This window comes from Virgibacillus sp. FSP13 (assembly GCF_054048505.1).
Genome location: NZ_JBSVKG010000039.1, coordinates 1 through 14,810, shown reverse-complemented (window position 1 = coordinate 14,810; position 14,810 = coordinate 1). Strand labels below are relative to the sequence as shown.

The 14,810-nt window shown below is 38.1% G+C and carries 16 protein-coding genes; 11 read left to right on the top strand and 5 right to left on the bottom strand.

The features are described 5' to 3' along the window. The first annotated feature begins 122 nt into the window (after positions 1–122). The 3 genes from ACW2QC_RS19430 (at position 123) to ACW2QC_RS19420 (ending at position 3,148) form a co-directional block, all read left to right on the top strand. Positions 123–1,493 carry a dipeptidase gene (locus ACW2QC_RS19430; RefSeq protein WP_457545584.1) on the top strand — a complete coding sequence of 457 codons (1,371 nt, stop codon included), beginning with the start codon at positions 123–125 and terminating at the stop codon, positions 1,491–1,493. A 99-nt stretch (positions 1,494–1,592) separates the two neighbouring features. Beyond that, positions 1,593–2,336: a C39 family peptidase gene (locus ACW2QC_RS19425; RefSeq protein WP_457545583.1), complete on the top strand. Its 744-nt coding sequence runs from the start codon at positions 1,593–1,595 to the stop codon at positions 2,334–2,336. 53 nt (positions 2,337–2,389) lie between these two features. Further along, positions 2,390–3,148: a (S)-benzoin forming benzil reductase gene (locus tag ACW2QC_RS19420; RefSeq protein ID WP_457545582.1), complete on the top strand. Its 759-nt coding sequence runs from the start codon at positions 2,390–2,392 to the stop codon at positions 3,146–3,148. 240 nt (positions 3,149–3,388) lie between these two features. On the opposite strand, the gene ACW2QC_RS19415 is transcribed toward ACW2QC_RS19420, so the two are convergent. Next, positions 3,389–3,496, bottom strand: a complete 108-nt coding sequence (locus ACW2QC_RS19415) for a YjcZ family sporulation protein (RefSeq protein WP_457545581.1) — start codon at positions 3,494–3,496, stop codon at positions 3,389–3,391. Positions 3,497–3,544: 48 nt separating this feature from the next. Continuing rightward, positions 3,545–3,736, bottom strand: coding sequence for a YjcZ family sporulation protein (locus tag ACW2QC_RS19410; protein WP_457545580.1), 192 nt, complete (start codon positions 3,734–3,736; stop codon positions 3,545–3,547). Between the two features lie 542 nt (positions 3,737–4,278). On the opposite strand from ACW2QC_RS19410, the gene map reads away from it, so the two are divergent. Both map and ACW2QC_RS19400 read left to right on the top strand, forming a co-directional pair. After that, the gene (gene map, locus ACW2QC_RS19405) at positions 4,279–5,031 is read left to right on the top strand and encodes a type I methionyl aminopeptidase (RefSeq protein WP_457545579.1); all 753 of its coding nucleotides are present in this window, start codon (positions 4,279–4,281) and stop codon (positions 5,029–5,031) included. Between the two features lie 62 nt (positions 5,032–5,093). Further along, positions 5,094–5,855 (top strand): cobalamin-binding protein, encoded by a 762-nt coding sequence (locus tag ACW2QC_RS19400; protein WP_457545578.1) that lies wholly within the window; start codon positions 5,094–5,096, stop codon positions 5,853–5,855. A gap of 25 nt (positions 5,856–5,880) precedes the next feature. Here the strand turns inward: ACW2QC_RS19400 and nhaC are convergent, their stop codons facing one another. After that, the gene (gene nhaC, locus ACW2QC_RS19395; RefSeq protein WP_457545577.1) at positions 5,881–7,251 is read right to left on the bottom strand and encodes a Na+/H+ antiporter NhaC; all 1,371 of its coding nucleotides are present in this window, start codon (positions 7,249–7,251) and stop codon (positions 5,881–5,883) included. A gap of 379 nt (positions 7,252–7,630) precedes the next feature. Here nhaC and ACW2QC_RS19390 point away from each other — a divergent pair, with 379 nt between their 5' ends. From ACW2QC_RS19390 to ACW2QC_RS19380, 3 genes are all read left to right on the top strand, one after another. Next, a complete protein-coding gene (locus ACW2QC_RS19390) occupies positions 7,631–8,362 on the top strand; it encodes an AzlC family ABC transporter permease (RefSeq protein ID WP_457545576.1) in 732 nt (243 codons plus the stop codon). Further along, positions 8,359–8,655 (top strand): AzlD domain-containing protein, encoded by a 297-nt coding sequence (locus ACW2QC_RS19385; RefSeq protein ID WP_457545575.1) that lies wholly within the window; start codon positions 8,359–8,361, stop codon positions 8,653–8,655. The genes ACW2QC_RS19390 and ACW2QC_RS19385 overlap by 4 nt, the downstream gene beginning before the upstream one ends. A 92-nt stretch (positions 8,656–8,747) precedes the next feature. After that, positions 8,748–9,278 carry an N-acetyltransferase family protein gene (locus tag ACW2QC_RS19380; RefSeq protein WP_457545574.1) on the top strand — a complete coding sequence of 177 codons (531 nt, stop codon included), beginning with the start codon at positions 8,748–8,750 and terminating at the stop codon, positions 9,276–9,278. Between the two features lie 67 nt (positions 9,279–9,345). On the opposite strand, the gene ACW2QC_RS19375 is transcribed toward ACW2QC_RS19380, so the two are convergent. After that, complete coding sequence (locus ACW2QC_RS19375; RefSeq protein ID WP_457545573.1) at positions 9,346–10,224, bottom strand: cation diffusion facilitator family transporter; 879 nt, start codon at positions 10,222–10,224, stop codon at positions 9,346–9,348. A gap of 231 nt (positions 10,225–10,455) precedes the next feature. Here ACW2QC_RS19375 and ACW2QC_RS19370 point away from each other — a divergent pair, with 231 nt between their 5' ends. The 3 genes from ACW2QC_RS19370 (at position 10,456) to ACW2QC_RS19360 (ending at position 13,650) form a co-directional block, all read left to right on the top strand. Continuing rightward, entirely contained in the window at positions 10,456–10,689 is a 234-nt protein-coding gene (locus tag ACW2QC_RS19370; RefSeq protein ID WP_457545572.1) for an IDEAL domain-containing protein, read from the top strand. 105 nt (positions 10,690–10,794) lie between these two features. Further along, positions 10,795–12,258: a methyl-accepting chemotaxis protein gene (locus ACW2QC_RS19365; protein ID WP_457545571.1), complete on the top strand. Its 1,464-nt coding sequence runs from the start codon at positions 10,795–10,797 to the stop codon at positions 12,256–12,258. A 126-nt stretch (positions 12,259–12,384) separates the two neighbouring features. After that, positions 12,385–13,650 carry an MFS transporter gene (locus tag ACW2QC_RS19360; protein WP_457545570.1) on the top strand — a complete coding sequence of 422 codons (1,266 nt, stop codon included), beginning with the start codon at positions 12,385–12,387 and terminating at the stop codon, positions 13,648–13,650. A gap of 58 nt (positions 13,651–13,708) precedes the next feature. Here the strand turns inward: ACW2QC_RS19360 and ACW2QC_RS19355 are convergent, their stop codons facing one another. After that, positions 13,709–14,623: a zinc dependent phospholipase C family protein gene (locus tag ACW2QC_RS19355; protein WP_457545569.1), complete on the bottom strand. Its 915-nt coding sequence runs from the start codon at positions 14,621–14,623 to the stop codon at positions 13,709–13,711. Between the last annotated feature and the right edge of the window lie 187 nt (positions 14,624–14,810).

The window sequence follows — 14,810 nt, the reverse complement described above, 5'->3', positions numbered from 1 at the left end:
AGCAGAAACATCGGCGCGAGAGCAGAAACATCGGCGCGAGAGCAGAAATCAAAGCATCGTCCAACTAGTTACTCTGCTTGTGGTATGCTAAAATAAATATAAACGAATGGGAGGAATTGTACATGAGCGAAAAAGTAATTAATTACCTGACAGAAAATCGTGATTCATTATTAGAAAAGTTAAATCAGTTTTTGTCGATTCCAAGTGTCAGCACGGATAGTGTACATAAAAAAGATATTAAAGAAGCGGCGGATTTTTTAGAAACATACTTACATGATATTGGTTTTGATAAAGTGGAACAACAAGAAACTGGTGGGCACCCATTAGTATTTGCTGAATATAATCAGGCGGGGTCTGATGCTCCAACCGTATTGTTTTACGGGCATTATGATGTACAGCCGGTTGATCCGATTAACCAATGGAAAAGTGATCCGTTTAAACCAGAAGTACGTGATGGTCGTCTCTATGCGCGTGGTTCAAGTGATGATAAAGGCCAGGTATTCATGCATCTTGCTGTGTTCGAAGCATATATGAAAGCGGAAGGAAAACTGCCGGTAAATGTCAAGGTTTGTATTGAGGGAGAAGAAGAAATCGGCAGTGAGAACCTATATGAAATTCTTCATGACAAAAAGGAATTATTTAATGCTGATTTTGCTGTCATTTCTGATTCAGGGATGGTTGCCGAAAACCAGCCGACAATACTTTATGGATTGAAAGGGTTTACGGGTATTGAAATTACCGTATCAGGACCTGATCATGACTTACACTCTGGGATGTATGGTGGAGCGGTACGGAATCCGATTATGGCATTAAGTCATATTTTAGCATCCATGAAAAATGAAGAAGAAGTCATTACGGTCGATGGTTTTTATGATGATGTAGAACCTTTAACAGATGAAGAACGGGAATTAATTAAACGGGTACAGGGTGAGGATTACGAAGCATCAACTGGTGCACCCCAAACCGTATCGGAAAAAGGGTATACAGCAAAAGAACATACAATGGCACGCCCAACTTTTGAAATTAATGGAATTTACGGTGGCTATCAAGGAGAAGGTACGAAAACGATTATCCCGTCATCGGCAACCGCAAAAATTACCTGCCGTCTTGTACCTGGACAAGATCCTGAAAAAATTCAAAGCCTACTTGAAGAGCACATTCAAAAGAATGCACCATCAGGCGTTACGATAGAAGTAAAAAAAGAAAAGCTGTCAGCTAAAGCGTATAAAGTCGAGCCAAATCATCCACTGATTGAAAAGGCAGCAACGAGCTATACGAAAGCCTTTGGAAAGGAAACAGTCTATGTCAGAATGGGTGGATCAATTCCAGTCGTCGAATGGATCGAGGCTATTTATGACATTCCAATCGTACTCTTAGGATTTGGAACACCAGATGATCGTTTGCATTCACCAAATGAAAGCTTTCCATTAGACAGCTTTGATAAGGGGATGGAAACATTGGTGCATTATTGGGATGAGGTTCATACAAAATAAAATAATGTATTCCCCGGACTATTCTGGGGAATAACCCAACTGTAGTTATCTTACTATTTTAATAATTAAATCGAGGTCAGTGTTTTAAGGAGTTTCTTTGTGAAGAACACGAATTTGTTAGTGGTGTATCTTATTTTGATCATGATCTTTCTTATGTCCTGTGAAGCAAAAGCTGTAGAGCCGAAGCCTGCAAGCAATTCTGCCAAAAACGTTAGCAAATTAGTTGAAAAAAATAAGATTGAACTGCCAAAGGAAGTAACGAAAATGGAGCCTCTGGATGTTCCACTAATCAATCAAATGGATTCACCACGTTTGTACAACGGCTGTGAAGTTAGTAGTCTAGCAATGATGTTAAATTACAATGGCTATGAAACTACGAAAAATGAACTTGCTAAAAAAATTGGACGTGTCCCATTAACATATGAAAATGGACTAAAAGGTAATCCAAATGATGGGTTTGTTGGTGACATGGAAAATGGCCCAGGATTGTCCGTATATCATGGTCCAGTAGCTGACATTGCAAGGGAATACGCAGGCAAAAAAGCAGTTGATCTTACGGGTGAACCGATTGAAACAATCCTTGATAATGTATCACAAGGTCTTCCTGTTTGGATAATCACAACAGCAAATTTTGTACCAGTCAATGACTTTAAAACGTGGGAAACACATTCAGGCATCATAAACATTACATACAGTGTGCATAGCGTCGTCATTACGGGATATAATGAAAAATCCATATACATAAATAATCCCTACGGACAAAAAAATCAAAAAGTAAACAGGAAAAACTTTGAACAGGCTTGGAAGCAGATGGGGAGTCAAGCCATTGTGATTAAAAAGTAAGGTTCTTTTCATAACAGAATGGAATGGATGTATCGTCATATGGGGGAGATAAGATGAAATTTGCAGTAATTACTGGTGTTTCACGAGGACTTGGTGAATCGGTTGCTAGGTTGTTTATAGAATTGGGGATAAATGTAATTGGCATTTCGCGCAGCAAGAATGAACAATTAGTAACGTACGCAAAACAACAGAATGTGATGTTTACACATTATACATGTGACTTGGCTGACATGGAAAATATAGAGGAAACTATCGATAACATTGGTAAACTAATTTTTGCAAATGATCCTTCTGCTATCTATTTAGTAAATAATGCAGCTGTCGTAGAACCAATCGACCAATCAACAAATATCCAGAATGCTGATCTCAAATATCATATCCAAATAAATACGTTGGCACCAATGGTCATCATGAATTCATTTTTAAAAATGGCAAACGAGAGGGAAATACATTTTGTTGGAGTAACTGTCACATCTGGTGCAGCAGAAAGACCTGTTTACGGTTGGAGTGCATACTGCAGCACCAAGGCCAGCATTAATATGTATACACAAACAGTGGCACTTGAACAGGACGAATTAAAAACAGGTAGCAAAATAATCGCATTTAGCCCCGGAATTATGGACACACAAATGCAGGAAAAAATTCGCTTGACGTCAGCAGAAGAGTTTGCTGAAGTTGAGAAATTTAAGGGTTATAAGGAAAATAATTTATTGAAAGACACGGAAATGGTTGGTGGTGTACTTGTTGATATTTTGACTGACGAAGAAAATATTCACAATGGCAACATATACCATGTCAATGATTATATTTAACAAACAATCCCTGCGCCTTTTATAAAGACACAGGGATTCATTTTTAGTAGTTTTCAAGTAATGGAATAACGATTATAAGAAAAACGATGGCTTATCAGTTAAGGAAATTGAATAAGCCATGTTTCTCCATAAATGGTGATGGTGAATAGGCAATGGACTAACCAAAAAACCGTACGTTATCTTGCAATTTAGTTGAAGTTTGATTTTGTAAGTGGATGGTCACAAAATAATTAAATTATTTTAGTAAACACCTCCGCCTACATATCCGCCTGCTCCAACAATAATCAACAGGATGAACAGCACAACGATTAGCGCAAAGCCGCCACCGTAGCCACCGCCATAGCTCATTATCGATCACCTCCTTACTGATTGATTTTTTATCATAGGTGATTGGTTTTACCACCAACCACCACCAAATCCGCCGTAGCCACCGCCGAATCCGCCGCCATAGCCGGCGCCGTATCCACCGTAGCCAACTCCACCACCATAGCCACCAGTAGTGAATCCACTAGCACCTACAATGATCAAGAGGATGAATAACACGACAATTAGTGCAAAACCACTGCCGCCTCCAACATTTTCACTCAACTACTTCACCTCCTCTTTTTATCAATATATGTAATAAAAAAAGACATGGAAGGGCTAATAAAGAATTGGGCTTGGAAAATTAAAGGTGGGAATTTTTAAAAATGTTTTCGGGTTATTTGTTACTATTTATCGCGTAACTCTATACACTACATTTTCCGGTAGCGGTTGGGGAGCGTCCGTCCCCACCCTCAAGACGAGGAGAACTACGACAGTGCTACATCACACGCAGTAATGAGTATGCATTTTAAAGAGTAGTTGTATATGGGCGGCTTGTTGGGAAACATATAAATATTTTTTTAATAACAACAATCGTATAGAAAACAGCCTAAAAATGAGCGGTACTCCTACACTGTTCATAATATAAATTAATTCATCTAGGATTATTTTATCGGGAATTTGTGTTAAACTTTAGGGTGCATAAAAATATTGGGAAATGAATCTTGTATTAGAGGTTGTTCAAAAAGTCACCAAATAATTGCGGTGTCGGGATAAGACATGGGGGTTTTGAACACGCACTATTATAGATCGAAAGGAAGAAAGTTATGATAACACGAAAAAGCAAACGTGAAGTTGAAATGATGCAGAAGGCAGGAGATTTACTAATCGAATGTCATAAAGAAATTGCTAAATTGGTTAAACCAGGTATTACAACGATGGAGATTGATGCATTTGTCGAGAAATTTTTGGCTGACAATGGTGCAACTCCGGAGCAAAAAGGATTTGAAGGCTATCCGTATGCAATTTGTGCTTCGGTAAATGATGAAATTTGCCACGGATTTCCGCGTGACGAGAAGTTAGTTGAAGGGGACATTGTGACCGTTGATATCGTTGTTAATCTTAATGGTGGGTTAGCAGATTCCGCTTGGACGTTTCCAGTAGGTAACATCGATAAAGTAGGGCAGAAATTGTTAGATGTAACCAAAACAGCTCTATATAAAGGCATTGAACAAGCGCAAGTTGGAAGTCGAATTGGTGATATTGGGCATGCCATTCAAACGTATGCGGAAGGAGAAGGTTTTTCCGTTGTACGAGATTTTACTGGACACGGAATTGGACCAACACTTCATGAAGATCCACATATCCCACATTTTGGCCTTCCAAATAAAGGAGTACGCCTAAAAGAGGGAATGGTTATCACGATCGAGCCAATGATTAACGAAGGGGATTGGCATAGTAAAATGGATGATAATGGTTGGACGGCAAGAACGGTTGATGGTGGCCGCTCTGCACAATACGAGCATACCATTGTTATTACAAAGGATGGCCCATTAATCACGACTGAACAAGACGGCTAATAAAAAGCGGGACTAACATCAAGGGCAGACCTCAACGTAAAATAAAGTAGAGGGGGACCAATATGCGAGTAGTTTCGATTTGTCCAAGTAATACAGAAATCGTTGCTTATTTAGAAAAGACGGATCTATTAGTAGGAGTAGATAACTTTTCAGATTGGCCGGCAGAAGTTCAGCGATTACCAAAAGTAGGGCCTGACCTATCAATTGACATGAAAAAGGTAGTAGAATTAAAACCTGACCTCGTGTTGGCATCATTAAGTGTTCCAGGTATGGAGAAAAATATTGAAGCACTTGATGAATATGAGCTTCCGTATATTATTCTAAATCCCAATTCGCTTGAAGAAATAGCAGATGATATTCAAACGGTTGGTGAGGCATTGAACTGTGCAAAACGTGGCCAAGAAAAAGCGGATAGTTTTCGACGTGAAATTGCAACTTTTAAAGAGAAAGCACAGAATAAGGAAGAAAAGCCCTGTCTTTATTGGGAGTGGTGGCCAAAACCTGTGTTTACACCTGGAAAAGTCAATTGGCTGACCGAAATCAGCAAGCTCGCTGGTGCTCGTAATATTTTTGATACAGAGGATGAAGCTAGTGTTCAAACCAACTGGGAGGACGTGAAAATGCGGGATCCAGACCACATTTGTATGGTCTGGGTTGGTGTAAAAGAAGAAAAAATGCGCCCAGAGCTAGTGATAAAACGCCCTGGTTGGGAAAATATGAAGGCTATTCAAACTGGTAATATTCATGTATTAGAAGAATCATTATATTGCCGCCCTTCCCCACGATTGTTGGAGGGGTTGCGTAAATTAGCCGAAATCGTGTGAAACAAGCTGACTAGGCCATCATGGCCTAGTCAGCTTGTTTTAATTTTTTTCCACCGAAAAGAATCGTGATAATTGGGCTTAATAGACAAAAGAAGGCAAACGGTAAATAAGTTAATACCGGAACACCCAATACATCAGCAATAAACACACCACAAACGCTCCAAGGAACAAGCGGATTAATCACGGTTCCGGCATCCTCCAATGTTCGTGATAATACCTTGTTGGGAAGACCTGCTTTATGGTAAATACCTTTGTATGTCTCACCTGTCAACATAATGGATAAATACTGCTCGCCAATTAAAACATTGACTCCAATCGCCGTTGCAGCAGTAGAAATAATGACGGTACGAACTTTTTTTAGTTTTTCCTTAAATGCATTTAAAATCGACGGTACAATTCCTGTAACAAATAGCAAACCACCAAAACCTAATGCCAGAATAACGAGTGAGACGGTGAATAGCATACTGTTTATTCCGCCCCTTGTTAATAAGTCATTAACCGGTTGAAAATCAGTATTTGCCGCATACCCATTAAACCAAATCGTCCATATTTCTGACCAGGTTAATTGGCTTGTAAAACTTGCTAGCAATGTTGCTAGTGAACTACTTAATGCAAGTGCAATGAATGCAGGCGCCCTAAAAATAGTACAAATAACTAACACGATTAGCGGAAGCCAGGAAGTCCAATGCATTAAGTCAGTTGTAGCCAAAGCATCTTGATATGCTCCGACTTTTTGCAGTGGGACAGTACCGTTTGGTGATAAAAATACAAAGATAATAAATGTAATAATAAATGCTGGAATCGTCGTTAAGCTCATATGTTTAATATGATCAAATAAATCCACCTGGACAATGGTTGACGCCAAATTTGTTGTATCGGATAATGGCGACATTTTATCACCGAAAAATGCACCAGAGACAATGGCGCCAGCAGTAATTGCCATCGAAGCATCAAGCGCACTAGCCATCCCGATAAAGGCGACTCCAATCGTTGCTGTTGTCGTTAATGAGCTACCGAGTGAAATCCCTACAATCGCTGTAATCGCAAAGACAATAGCATAAAACCATGTCCCACCGATGAAGCTAAAGCCTGTATTGATTAGGGTAGGAATAGTCCCACTCATCATCCAACTACTAATTAAGACACCAATTAATACAAATAGAAAGATGGCAGCCATTCCAGACTTGGCTCCAGCGATCATTCCTTCTTCAAGTGTTTTAAATGGAATGTGATTAACCAATCCATAGGCAACAAGCAAGAAAATTCCGAGTATGATCGGTACATGTGGTACAGATCCCAATCCAATGATGAAATAACTAATGAGTCCGATGATGACGATAAAGAAAATAATCGACTCGCTGACTTGTGGATTATATTTTGGGTTGATTGGAAACATTGATTTTTCCTCCTTGTTGTTAGTTCTTTCCTTTTAAAAATAAAAAAGCTCCATCCCAAAAATAGGGACGAAGCCTTTCTCCGCGGTACCACCCTGATTGATGATTTGAAACCATCCTCTTCTATCAAAAAGATCCGTACTAATTTTGAATGTGTAATTCAAACCAATCCTGCCGGGGTTTTCAGCTACCACCCTGTCTCTACTGCTGCTTAGAATGATTTTACTTCGCATTCACGGATAATCCTATTCAAATATTAATTTTGAATATACATCTTTATTGTACAATCTGTCAATATGTATTTATCCAGACTAAATACTTTTTAAATTTAAAAATATCAGTTATAATAGGCTAAATTTTCAAATCAAGGGGATACGAAACATGGTAACGAATGCACTCAAGAAAAATGAAGCACCACCTTCCATACAAATGGTTAAAAGAGGCATAATGGTTGGATTTCCAATTATGCTGGGATATTTGCCAATTGCGATTACGTATGGCGTTTTAGCAAAACAGTCTGGTATGTCTTTAACTGAGTTAACGTTAATGAGTGTGCTCGTATTTGCTGGCGCGAGTCAGTTTATGGGAGCTAATATGATCGCAGTTGGGGCAGGAGCGATTGAAATAATTGTCGCAACTTTTGTGCTTAATTTTCGACACTTTGTTATGAGTTTATCCTTTATGAATCGCTTACGAGTGATTGGACGTAGTTGGAAGGTTCCTTTATCATTAGGGTTGACGGATGAAACATTTGCAGTGTCATCGTTACATACGAAAGAAGCGAAAGAAGAAAAAGGGGCACTTTTTTATACAGCATTAATTTTAACGGCTTATTTTTCATGGATTTTCGGTTCTTTTTTAGGTGGTATTCTTGGTGAAGTAATTCCCGAAAAACTCAGCCAAAGTATGGGCATTGCTTTATATGCGATGTTTATTGGGTTGTTGATTCCATCTGTTAAAAAGGAACTAAAAGTAGGATTAATTGCCATTATCGCAATGCTTATTAATGCATTATGTGGGCTATTTATGAGTGATGGCTGGGCAATTGTGTTTGGGACAGTTTTAGGCGGCTTAAGTGGAATTTATTTGCTGAAAGGGGAGGACCATTCATGATTGTTGCAATTATCATCGGTATGTCTCTTGTAACAATGATTCCTAGATTAATCCCGGCATATATTGTCGATAAAATTCATTTTCCTGAATGGGCTAATCGGTGGTTAAATGCTATTCCATATGCTGCTTTAGGTGCGCTAATTTTCCCCGGCATTATGTCTGTCAAAGCTGGGGAACCACATGTGGGGATTATTGGAGGGATTGTGGCAATCATCCTAGCGTATATTGGATTGAATGTTATATTAGTAGTTGTTGGAGCAATTGTTACGGTGTTTCTTTTTGCTATTATATAATGAATAGTCAAATAAGTGCCTTACAGAAAAGTTATCATGTAGTCACTCAAAATAATAAATAGATTTTTAGTGAACGGCAGGGGGGAGATCGAATGTTTTCAATTAGAAGAGCGGTATTCGCTGATGCAGAGGCAATAGCGAATATTCATGTACGTAGCTGGAAAAATACGTATACCGATTTGGTGGATGAGGAGGATCTATCGAATATTACATATGAAAATCGAAAAGCGCTATGGGAGACAGTTTTACGAATGCAAAAAAAAGAACAGTGTACATTTGTCATTTCGAATGATGTAGACGTTATCGGTTTTGTTTCTGGTGGACCTGAGCGAACTAAACGATTTCATTATGATAGTGAGATTTATACAATTTATTTGCTACCAGGATATCAACGTAAAGGGTTGGGTGCGAAATTGTTAAGAGTCTTTGCTGAAGAAATGAAAGAGCAGGGGTATGAATCATTACTTGTGTGGGTATTAACTCAGAATCCGTCAAGCAGGTTTTATGAACGATATCGTGCAAAGCCTGTTGGTGAAGAGGAAACGACAATTGGGGAAGGAACATATCAAGAGACAGCATATGGATGGCCAAGTATTGATGAACTGTTGGCAACATGGAAATAAACAGTCATATTAGCTAATAGGATAAATGGATAACCGCACGTTTTCTTCAAAGGAAGAGAACGCACGGTTATTTGTAATGTTTTGGATATGGTTCAATATGAATGTGGGCATATGAAATATTATGTGTTTCGGCCAGAAAACGTTCAATACGCTCCGTTATGTCGTGGCTTTCTCGTACATTAAGGGTTGGATCAACGAGAATAGTAATTTCAATAAACGTTTGATTTCCGTGAATACGACCCTTCACATCGTAAACCTCTTTGACCTCGTCTACTTTTGCGATGCTTGCCTTTATTTTTGCCAACAATTTTTCATCAAAACCATCTGTTAAAGTGTGTGTGGAGTCTTTAAAAATATCCCAGGCTGTTTTACAGATGATAACACCAACAATAAACCCTGCCAGTGGGTCTAACCAAAATAGACCGATTTGTGCACCAATGATGCCAATAAAAGCCCCAATACTAACAAGTGCATCGGATCGATTATCTTGTGCAGCGGCGTGAAGAGAAGTGCTTTGTACCTTTTTCGCAAGCGCAGCATTATAACGGTAAACGAAAAACATCACAGCTGCAGCGCCTATTGCTGTCCAGGCTGTCAGCATGTCTGGTTGAACAGTGTGCCCTGAAATCATTTTTTTGCACGTATCATAGAGAACTTGTAAGCCGACTGACATCATGATAAAAGCTGCGAATAATGAAGCAACGGTTTCAGCCCGATAATGTCCGTAGTGATGGTCTTCATCGGGAGGTTTTCTTGATATTTTTAAGCCAATAAGAACTGCAATTGAGGCAACAACGTCTGTTGAGTTGTTCAATCCGTCCGCACGTAATGCTTCAGAATTACCTATATGTGCCACAACTAATTTTCCAATAGCTAAAAAAATATAGGCAAAGATGCTGATCCAAGCACCTTTTTCTCCTTTTTTCAGATTATCTGGTTGATTCATTGAATTGCCGCCTCCAAAACGCTTTTGTTCATAGCTTATTTAGTCTACCAAAGTAGTGTATGGTGGGTCTAGAGAAACAATCAAGCACTTGGTTATATGTATTTACAAGAGTAAAGTAAGTTTCACTTGGTAAAGATTTTAAACAACAATTTGTAAAAAAATTTTGCTTTTTCATTGCAATTATTCGCAAAATTTAGGATAATAGAAAAAAGGAACAAGGGGGTATGTTCCATGAAAAAGCAAAAATTAATTTACCGATATTATCGATATGAAGGTGATGTGCTACACGCAAAACGTGAAATTCCGTATGAATTAAAGCTATCATCCCGATTGTTGTTAGATGAATTATGTTTTAATTGGAATAAGGCACGACTAGAGGACGCAATAAATAACGCGATCGATGAAGGAAACAAAGAGGCATTTTTAAAATGGAGCGAAGCATATAAACACTTTATTTGGGAATAGGGAATCAGATCAAAAATTTGGCTTCACCCTTAGTAGGTGGAGCCTTTTTAACTAATGTAAATAGTGCTTTTTAATCAGGACATTATTCATGGGGGAAATGAATGTATGCGAAATAATAATAGAATCATTCATCAGCAAAATCGAATTTTATTTTACATTTTATTGTTTTCACTTTTTCTAGGTATAGGTGCAGAGGTTATTGTTGGCGCGCCAAAGGAAAATCTATTGGCATTGGGAATCGGTGGGGCCATTAGTCTTGCGGTAATAGGTGTATTATATTTTAAAAAAGTTTATCCAATGGTGATCCCTTATTTAGCAATCATAAGCTTGTCGTGTATTGCTTTTATGATCATTCTAAGTTCTGATTATGTAACGAATATGCTATTTGCATTCTATGTTTTGGCTGTAGCCGCTATTTCACTTTCACTTACCGTTTTGGTGACTGGTGGGGTATTAGGTCTTTCAGTACTAACCTATTTTGTAATGGCAAAGGGCGAAATGATTGGTTTTGATTTACGGGCTACTGCTATTACGATCGTTTTCTTTATCCTGGTATTTGTGGTATTAGTGATACAGGTAAGGATAACACGAAGATTGTTAGTCGATGTTCGGACCGCATTGGCTGAAAGTGAAAAACAGTCTGAGGAAAAGACAAAGCAAGCTAAACTAATACATGATGGGACACAAAATGTACGGAAACAAATGAACATCATTGAGCAGGATAGTAACATGAATGCTCAATCGATGGATGAGATGCGACTGGCATTCCAGGAGATCACAAAAGCTAGTCAATCCCAAGCGGAAACAGCAACAACAATTTCAACAACTACTGAGGGGACAAATAACCGATTAGAGAAAATGATTGCATCTTTTGCCAAAAGTACCCAAGATGGTGAGGAATTGAGACTGTTGTCGTCAAAGGGGCAACACTCGGTTGAACAACTAACAGCGACATTGGCTGGTTTTCAGGAATCATTTGAGCTACTAAGAAAAAATATGGATCAATTAGTGCAACGCATAGGTGAAAATAATACATATACAGGGAAGATCCAGGATATCGCGGAACAAACCAATTTACTTGCGTTGAATGCAAGCATTGAGGCGGCAAGAGCAGGAGAATCTGGCAAGGGGTTTGCAGTTGTTGCCGGTGAAGTTCGTAAGCTTGCTGAAGTATCACAGAAAACTGCCAAGCAAATAAGTCAAAACCAGGAATCAATTGAAAATGATGTTCAAGAAGCACGTCAAGAAGTGGACGAACAAAAAGTACAATTACAGCAAAGTGTTGGCAATGCAAAAGAAGCAAAAGAGAACTTTGCTAGCATTACAAAACAATTGGCAAACTTTATTAGTTATCTTGGTTACTTAAAAAAACAAGCCAATGAAATTCAAATATCCTCTGAAACTATAGATAATTCAGTAGATGATTTGGCTTCCTTAATTGAAGAAACAACTGCAACCATCGAAGAGTTGGAAGCGATGGTAGATGAACAGGTGAATCGAATGGCAAAATTGTCGTCAGCAATTGAAGAAACAAATCAGGTAGCAGCAACGATTGAAAAGGTTGATTAGGCATCATTAAGCGGAAAATTAATCTATTCTAACTTTCTTATGAATTTATTGATTATAATTTTAAGAAAATTACCCGCGTTTACTAAGAATTTGATATGCTTGAGTAACAATGGGGGTGTTTGATCTATGAAAAATAAGAAAACGATACGTAGCTGGATGCTGTATGACTTTGGTAATTCAGCATTTGCCACTACGATCATGGCAGCTGTTTTACCAGTATTTTATTATGATGTTGCGGCAGTCAACCTTGATGAATCATTGGCAACTAGCTATTGGGGATATTCCCAATCGATTGCTGTATTAATTGTTGCGATTCTTGCTCCTTTTTTAGGGGCAATAAGTGATTTTTCAGCAGCCAAGAAAAAGTTTTTGCGATTTTTTGCATACATGGGGATTATCGCAAGTATTTTACTAGCGTTTGTCGGAGAAGGGGACTATCTCTTTGCTTCAATCCTGTTAATCGTTGGGACAATTGGCTTCTCTAGCGCAAATATTTTTTATGATGCTTTTTTGCCGGAAATAGCCGAAGAAGATGAAATTGACAAAATTTCATCGAATGGTTTTGCTTTTGGTTATATTGGCGGAGGAATTTTACTAGCAATCAATATTTTAATGATTTTAAAATATCAATGGTTCGGATTACCAAATGTAACGGTTGCCAGCCAAGTGTCATTTGCTACTGTTGGAGTTTGGTGGTTTATTTTTTCATTACCGTTATTTAAAAATATTCAAGAGGAGAAAAAGACAGCGGTTAAACGAGACCGATCCTATATTGCGATTGGATTTCAGCGCGTGACATCTACATTCAGAGAAATTAAGCAATATAAGCAATTATTGATTTTTCTAGTAGCTTTTTGGCTGTATAATGATGGTATTTCAACGATTATCAAAATGGCAACGATTTACGGTCGGGATATTGGGATTGATTCGAATTCTTTAATTGCTGCACTATTGATCACACAGTTTGTCGGTATTCCATGCACATTTTTCTTTGGGTGGGTAGCAAAGAAAATAACGGCTAAAAAAGCTTTATTGGTAACGCTTTACGTTTATATTGGGATTGTTGTTTTAGGCTATTTCATGTCCTCATCGTTACATTTTTATTTATTGGCAATTTGTGTTGGGGTTGTTCAAGGTGGGGCGCAATCACTTAGCCGATCAATTTATGGCAGAATGGTACCAGATAATAAACATGCGGAATTTTTTGGATTCTATGGAATATCATCAAAGTTCGCTGCTATTTTCGGTCCGTTTTTATTCGCGCTGGTCGGGCAACTAACGGGATCAAGCAGGCTAGGAATTATATCACTTGTTTTCTTTTTTGTTGTAGGCATTATTTTATTACGGTTTGTTGATATTGACAAAGGTGTAAAGGAAGCGAAAAAAGCATAACTCTAAAAGTAACGTGCGGGCAGATAGAAAGGTTTCTGCCCGTTTTGTTTTATACGGTTTAGACGATCGGTTCACTATATTTATTTTCCAAGTTCAGTGATAGTGGTTTACCTGTATCATAGGAGATATCACCAATTAAATCGGCAATTTTTTGTTCTGCTTTGTTATCTTGATTTTGCCAATAGTGAAGAATTAAAGTCATAATTTCTAATGCTTCCGCACGTCCTTGTTCATAGAGATCGATAAAGGTCTTTGTACTAGGATCATTTGTTGCTGGATGATACCAAGTTGTTTCGTTTAAATTTAAATAATCCACATGATCTTTAATTGGCTGATGAGAATATGCTGAGATCAATGGCTTAAGTAATGCATTCTTCCAACCATGTGGATCAGCTAATAACTTTAATGCCAATTTCATATCCCGATACGATTTTTGAATATACGCATTATCTTCTCTAGCAAGCTGTGGGTAATGCGTTTTAATAGTCGTGTATAACAAATCTACAATGTCTTTATCCAATGAATGTCCCACATCAATTTCTTTATAAACAGGTGCTTTCCATGTTTTCATGTGATGGTATTTTTCCATCATCAATGTATCAATTAACACTTCAAGCCGTTGGTGGTTATTCCCTTCATAACCGGCTCTGTAATGGATATATGGATGTGCATTTCTATCCAAAATATGGTGCGTTACAAATCCAAAAACATAAGCTTTTACTTGGTTATTGCTGTGCTTTGCCGCTGTAATTAAATCCATTAAAAAAGCGCCACAGTGTTTTGTGTGTAATGCCATTCCTATATCGTGAACTGGTTCTACCTTAATCCAAGGCCAAAAATTATAATAAAAAAATGGATCAGGGCCTTGAGCACCCAACTTCATAAAGGCTTCATCACTCAAAAATGGGTTTGGAATTTTAATGGAGTCCACGACATCTTCACAAAACAGCATATGTGTCCATATATTTGGCATACGAAACCTCCTTAAAATTATTCATTGCCTATCATTTCAGAAGACTTCTGTATTGGGTGTATGGTTTTTAAAATTTATTTTTCTAAGTGTCTTCCATTCGCTACTTCTATAGTATAAAAGACTTTGCCGGTGAATTGGTACAAAAAGTTTGGACAATTTTGTGTCCGTAAAGAAAGGTTCCTATTTT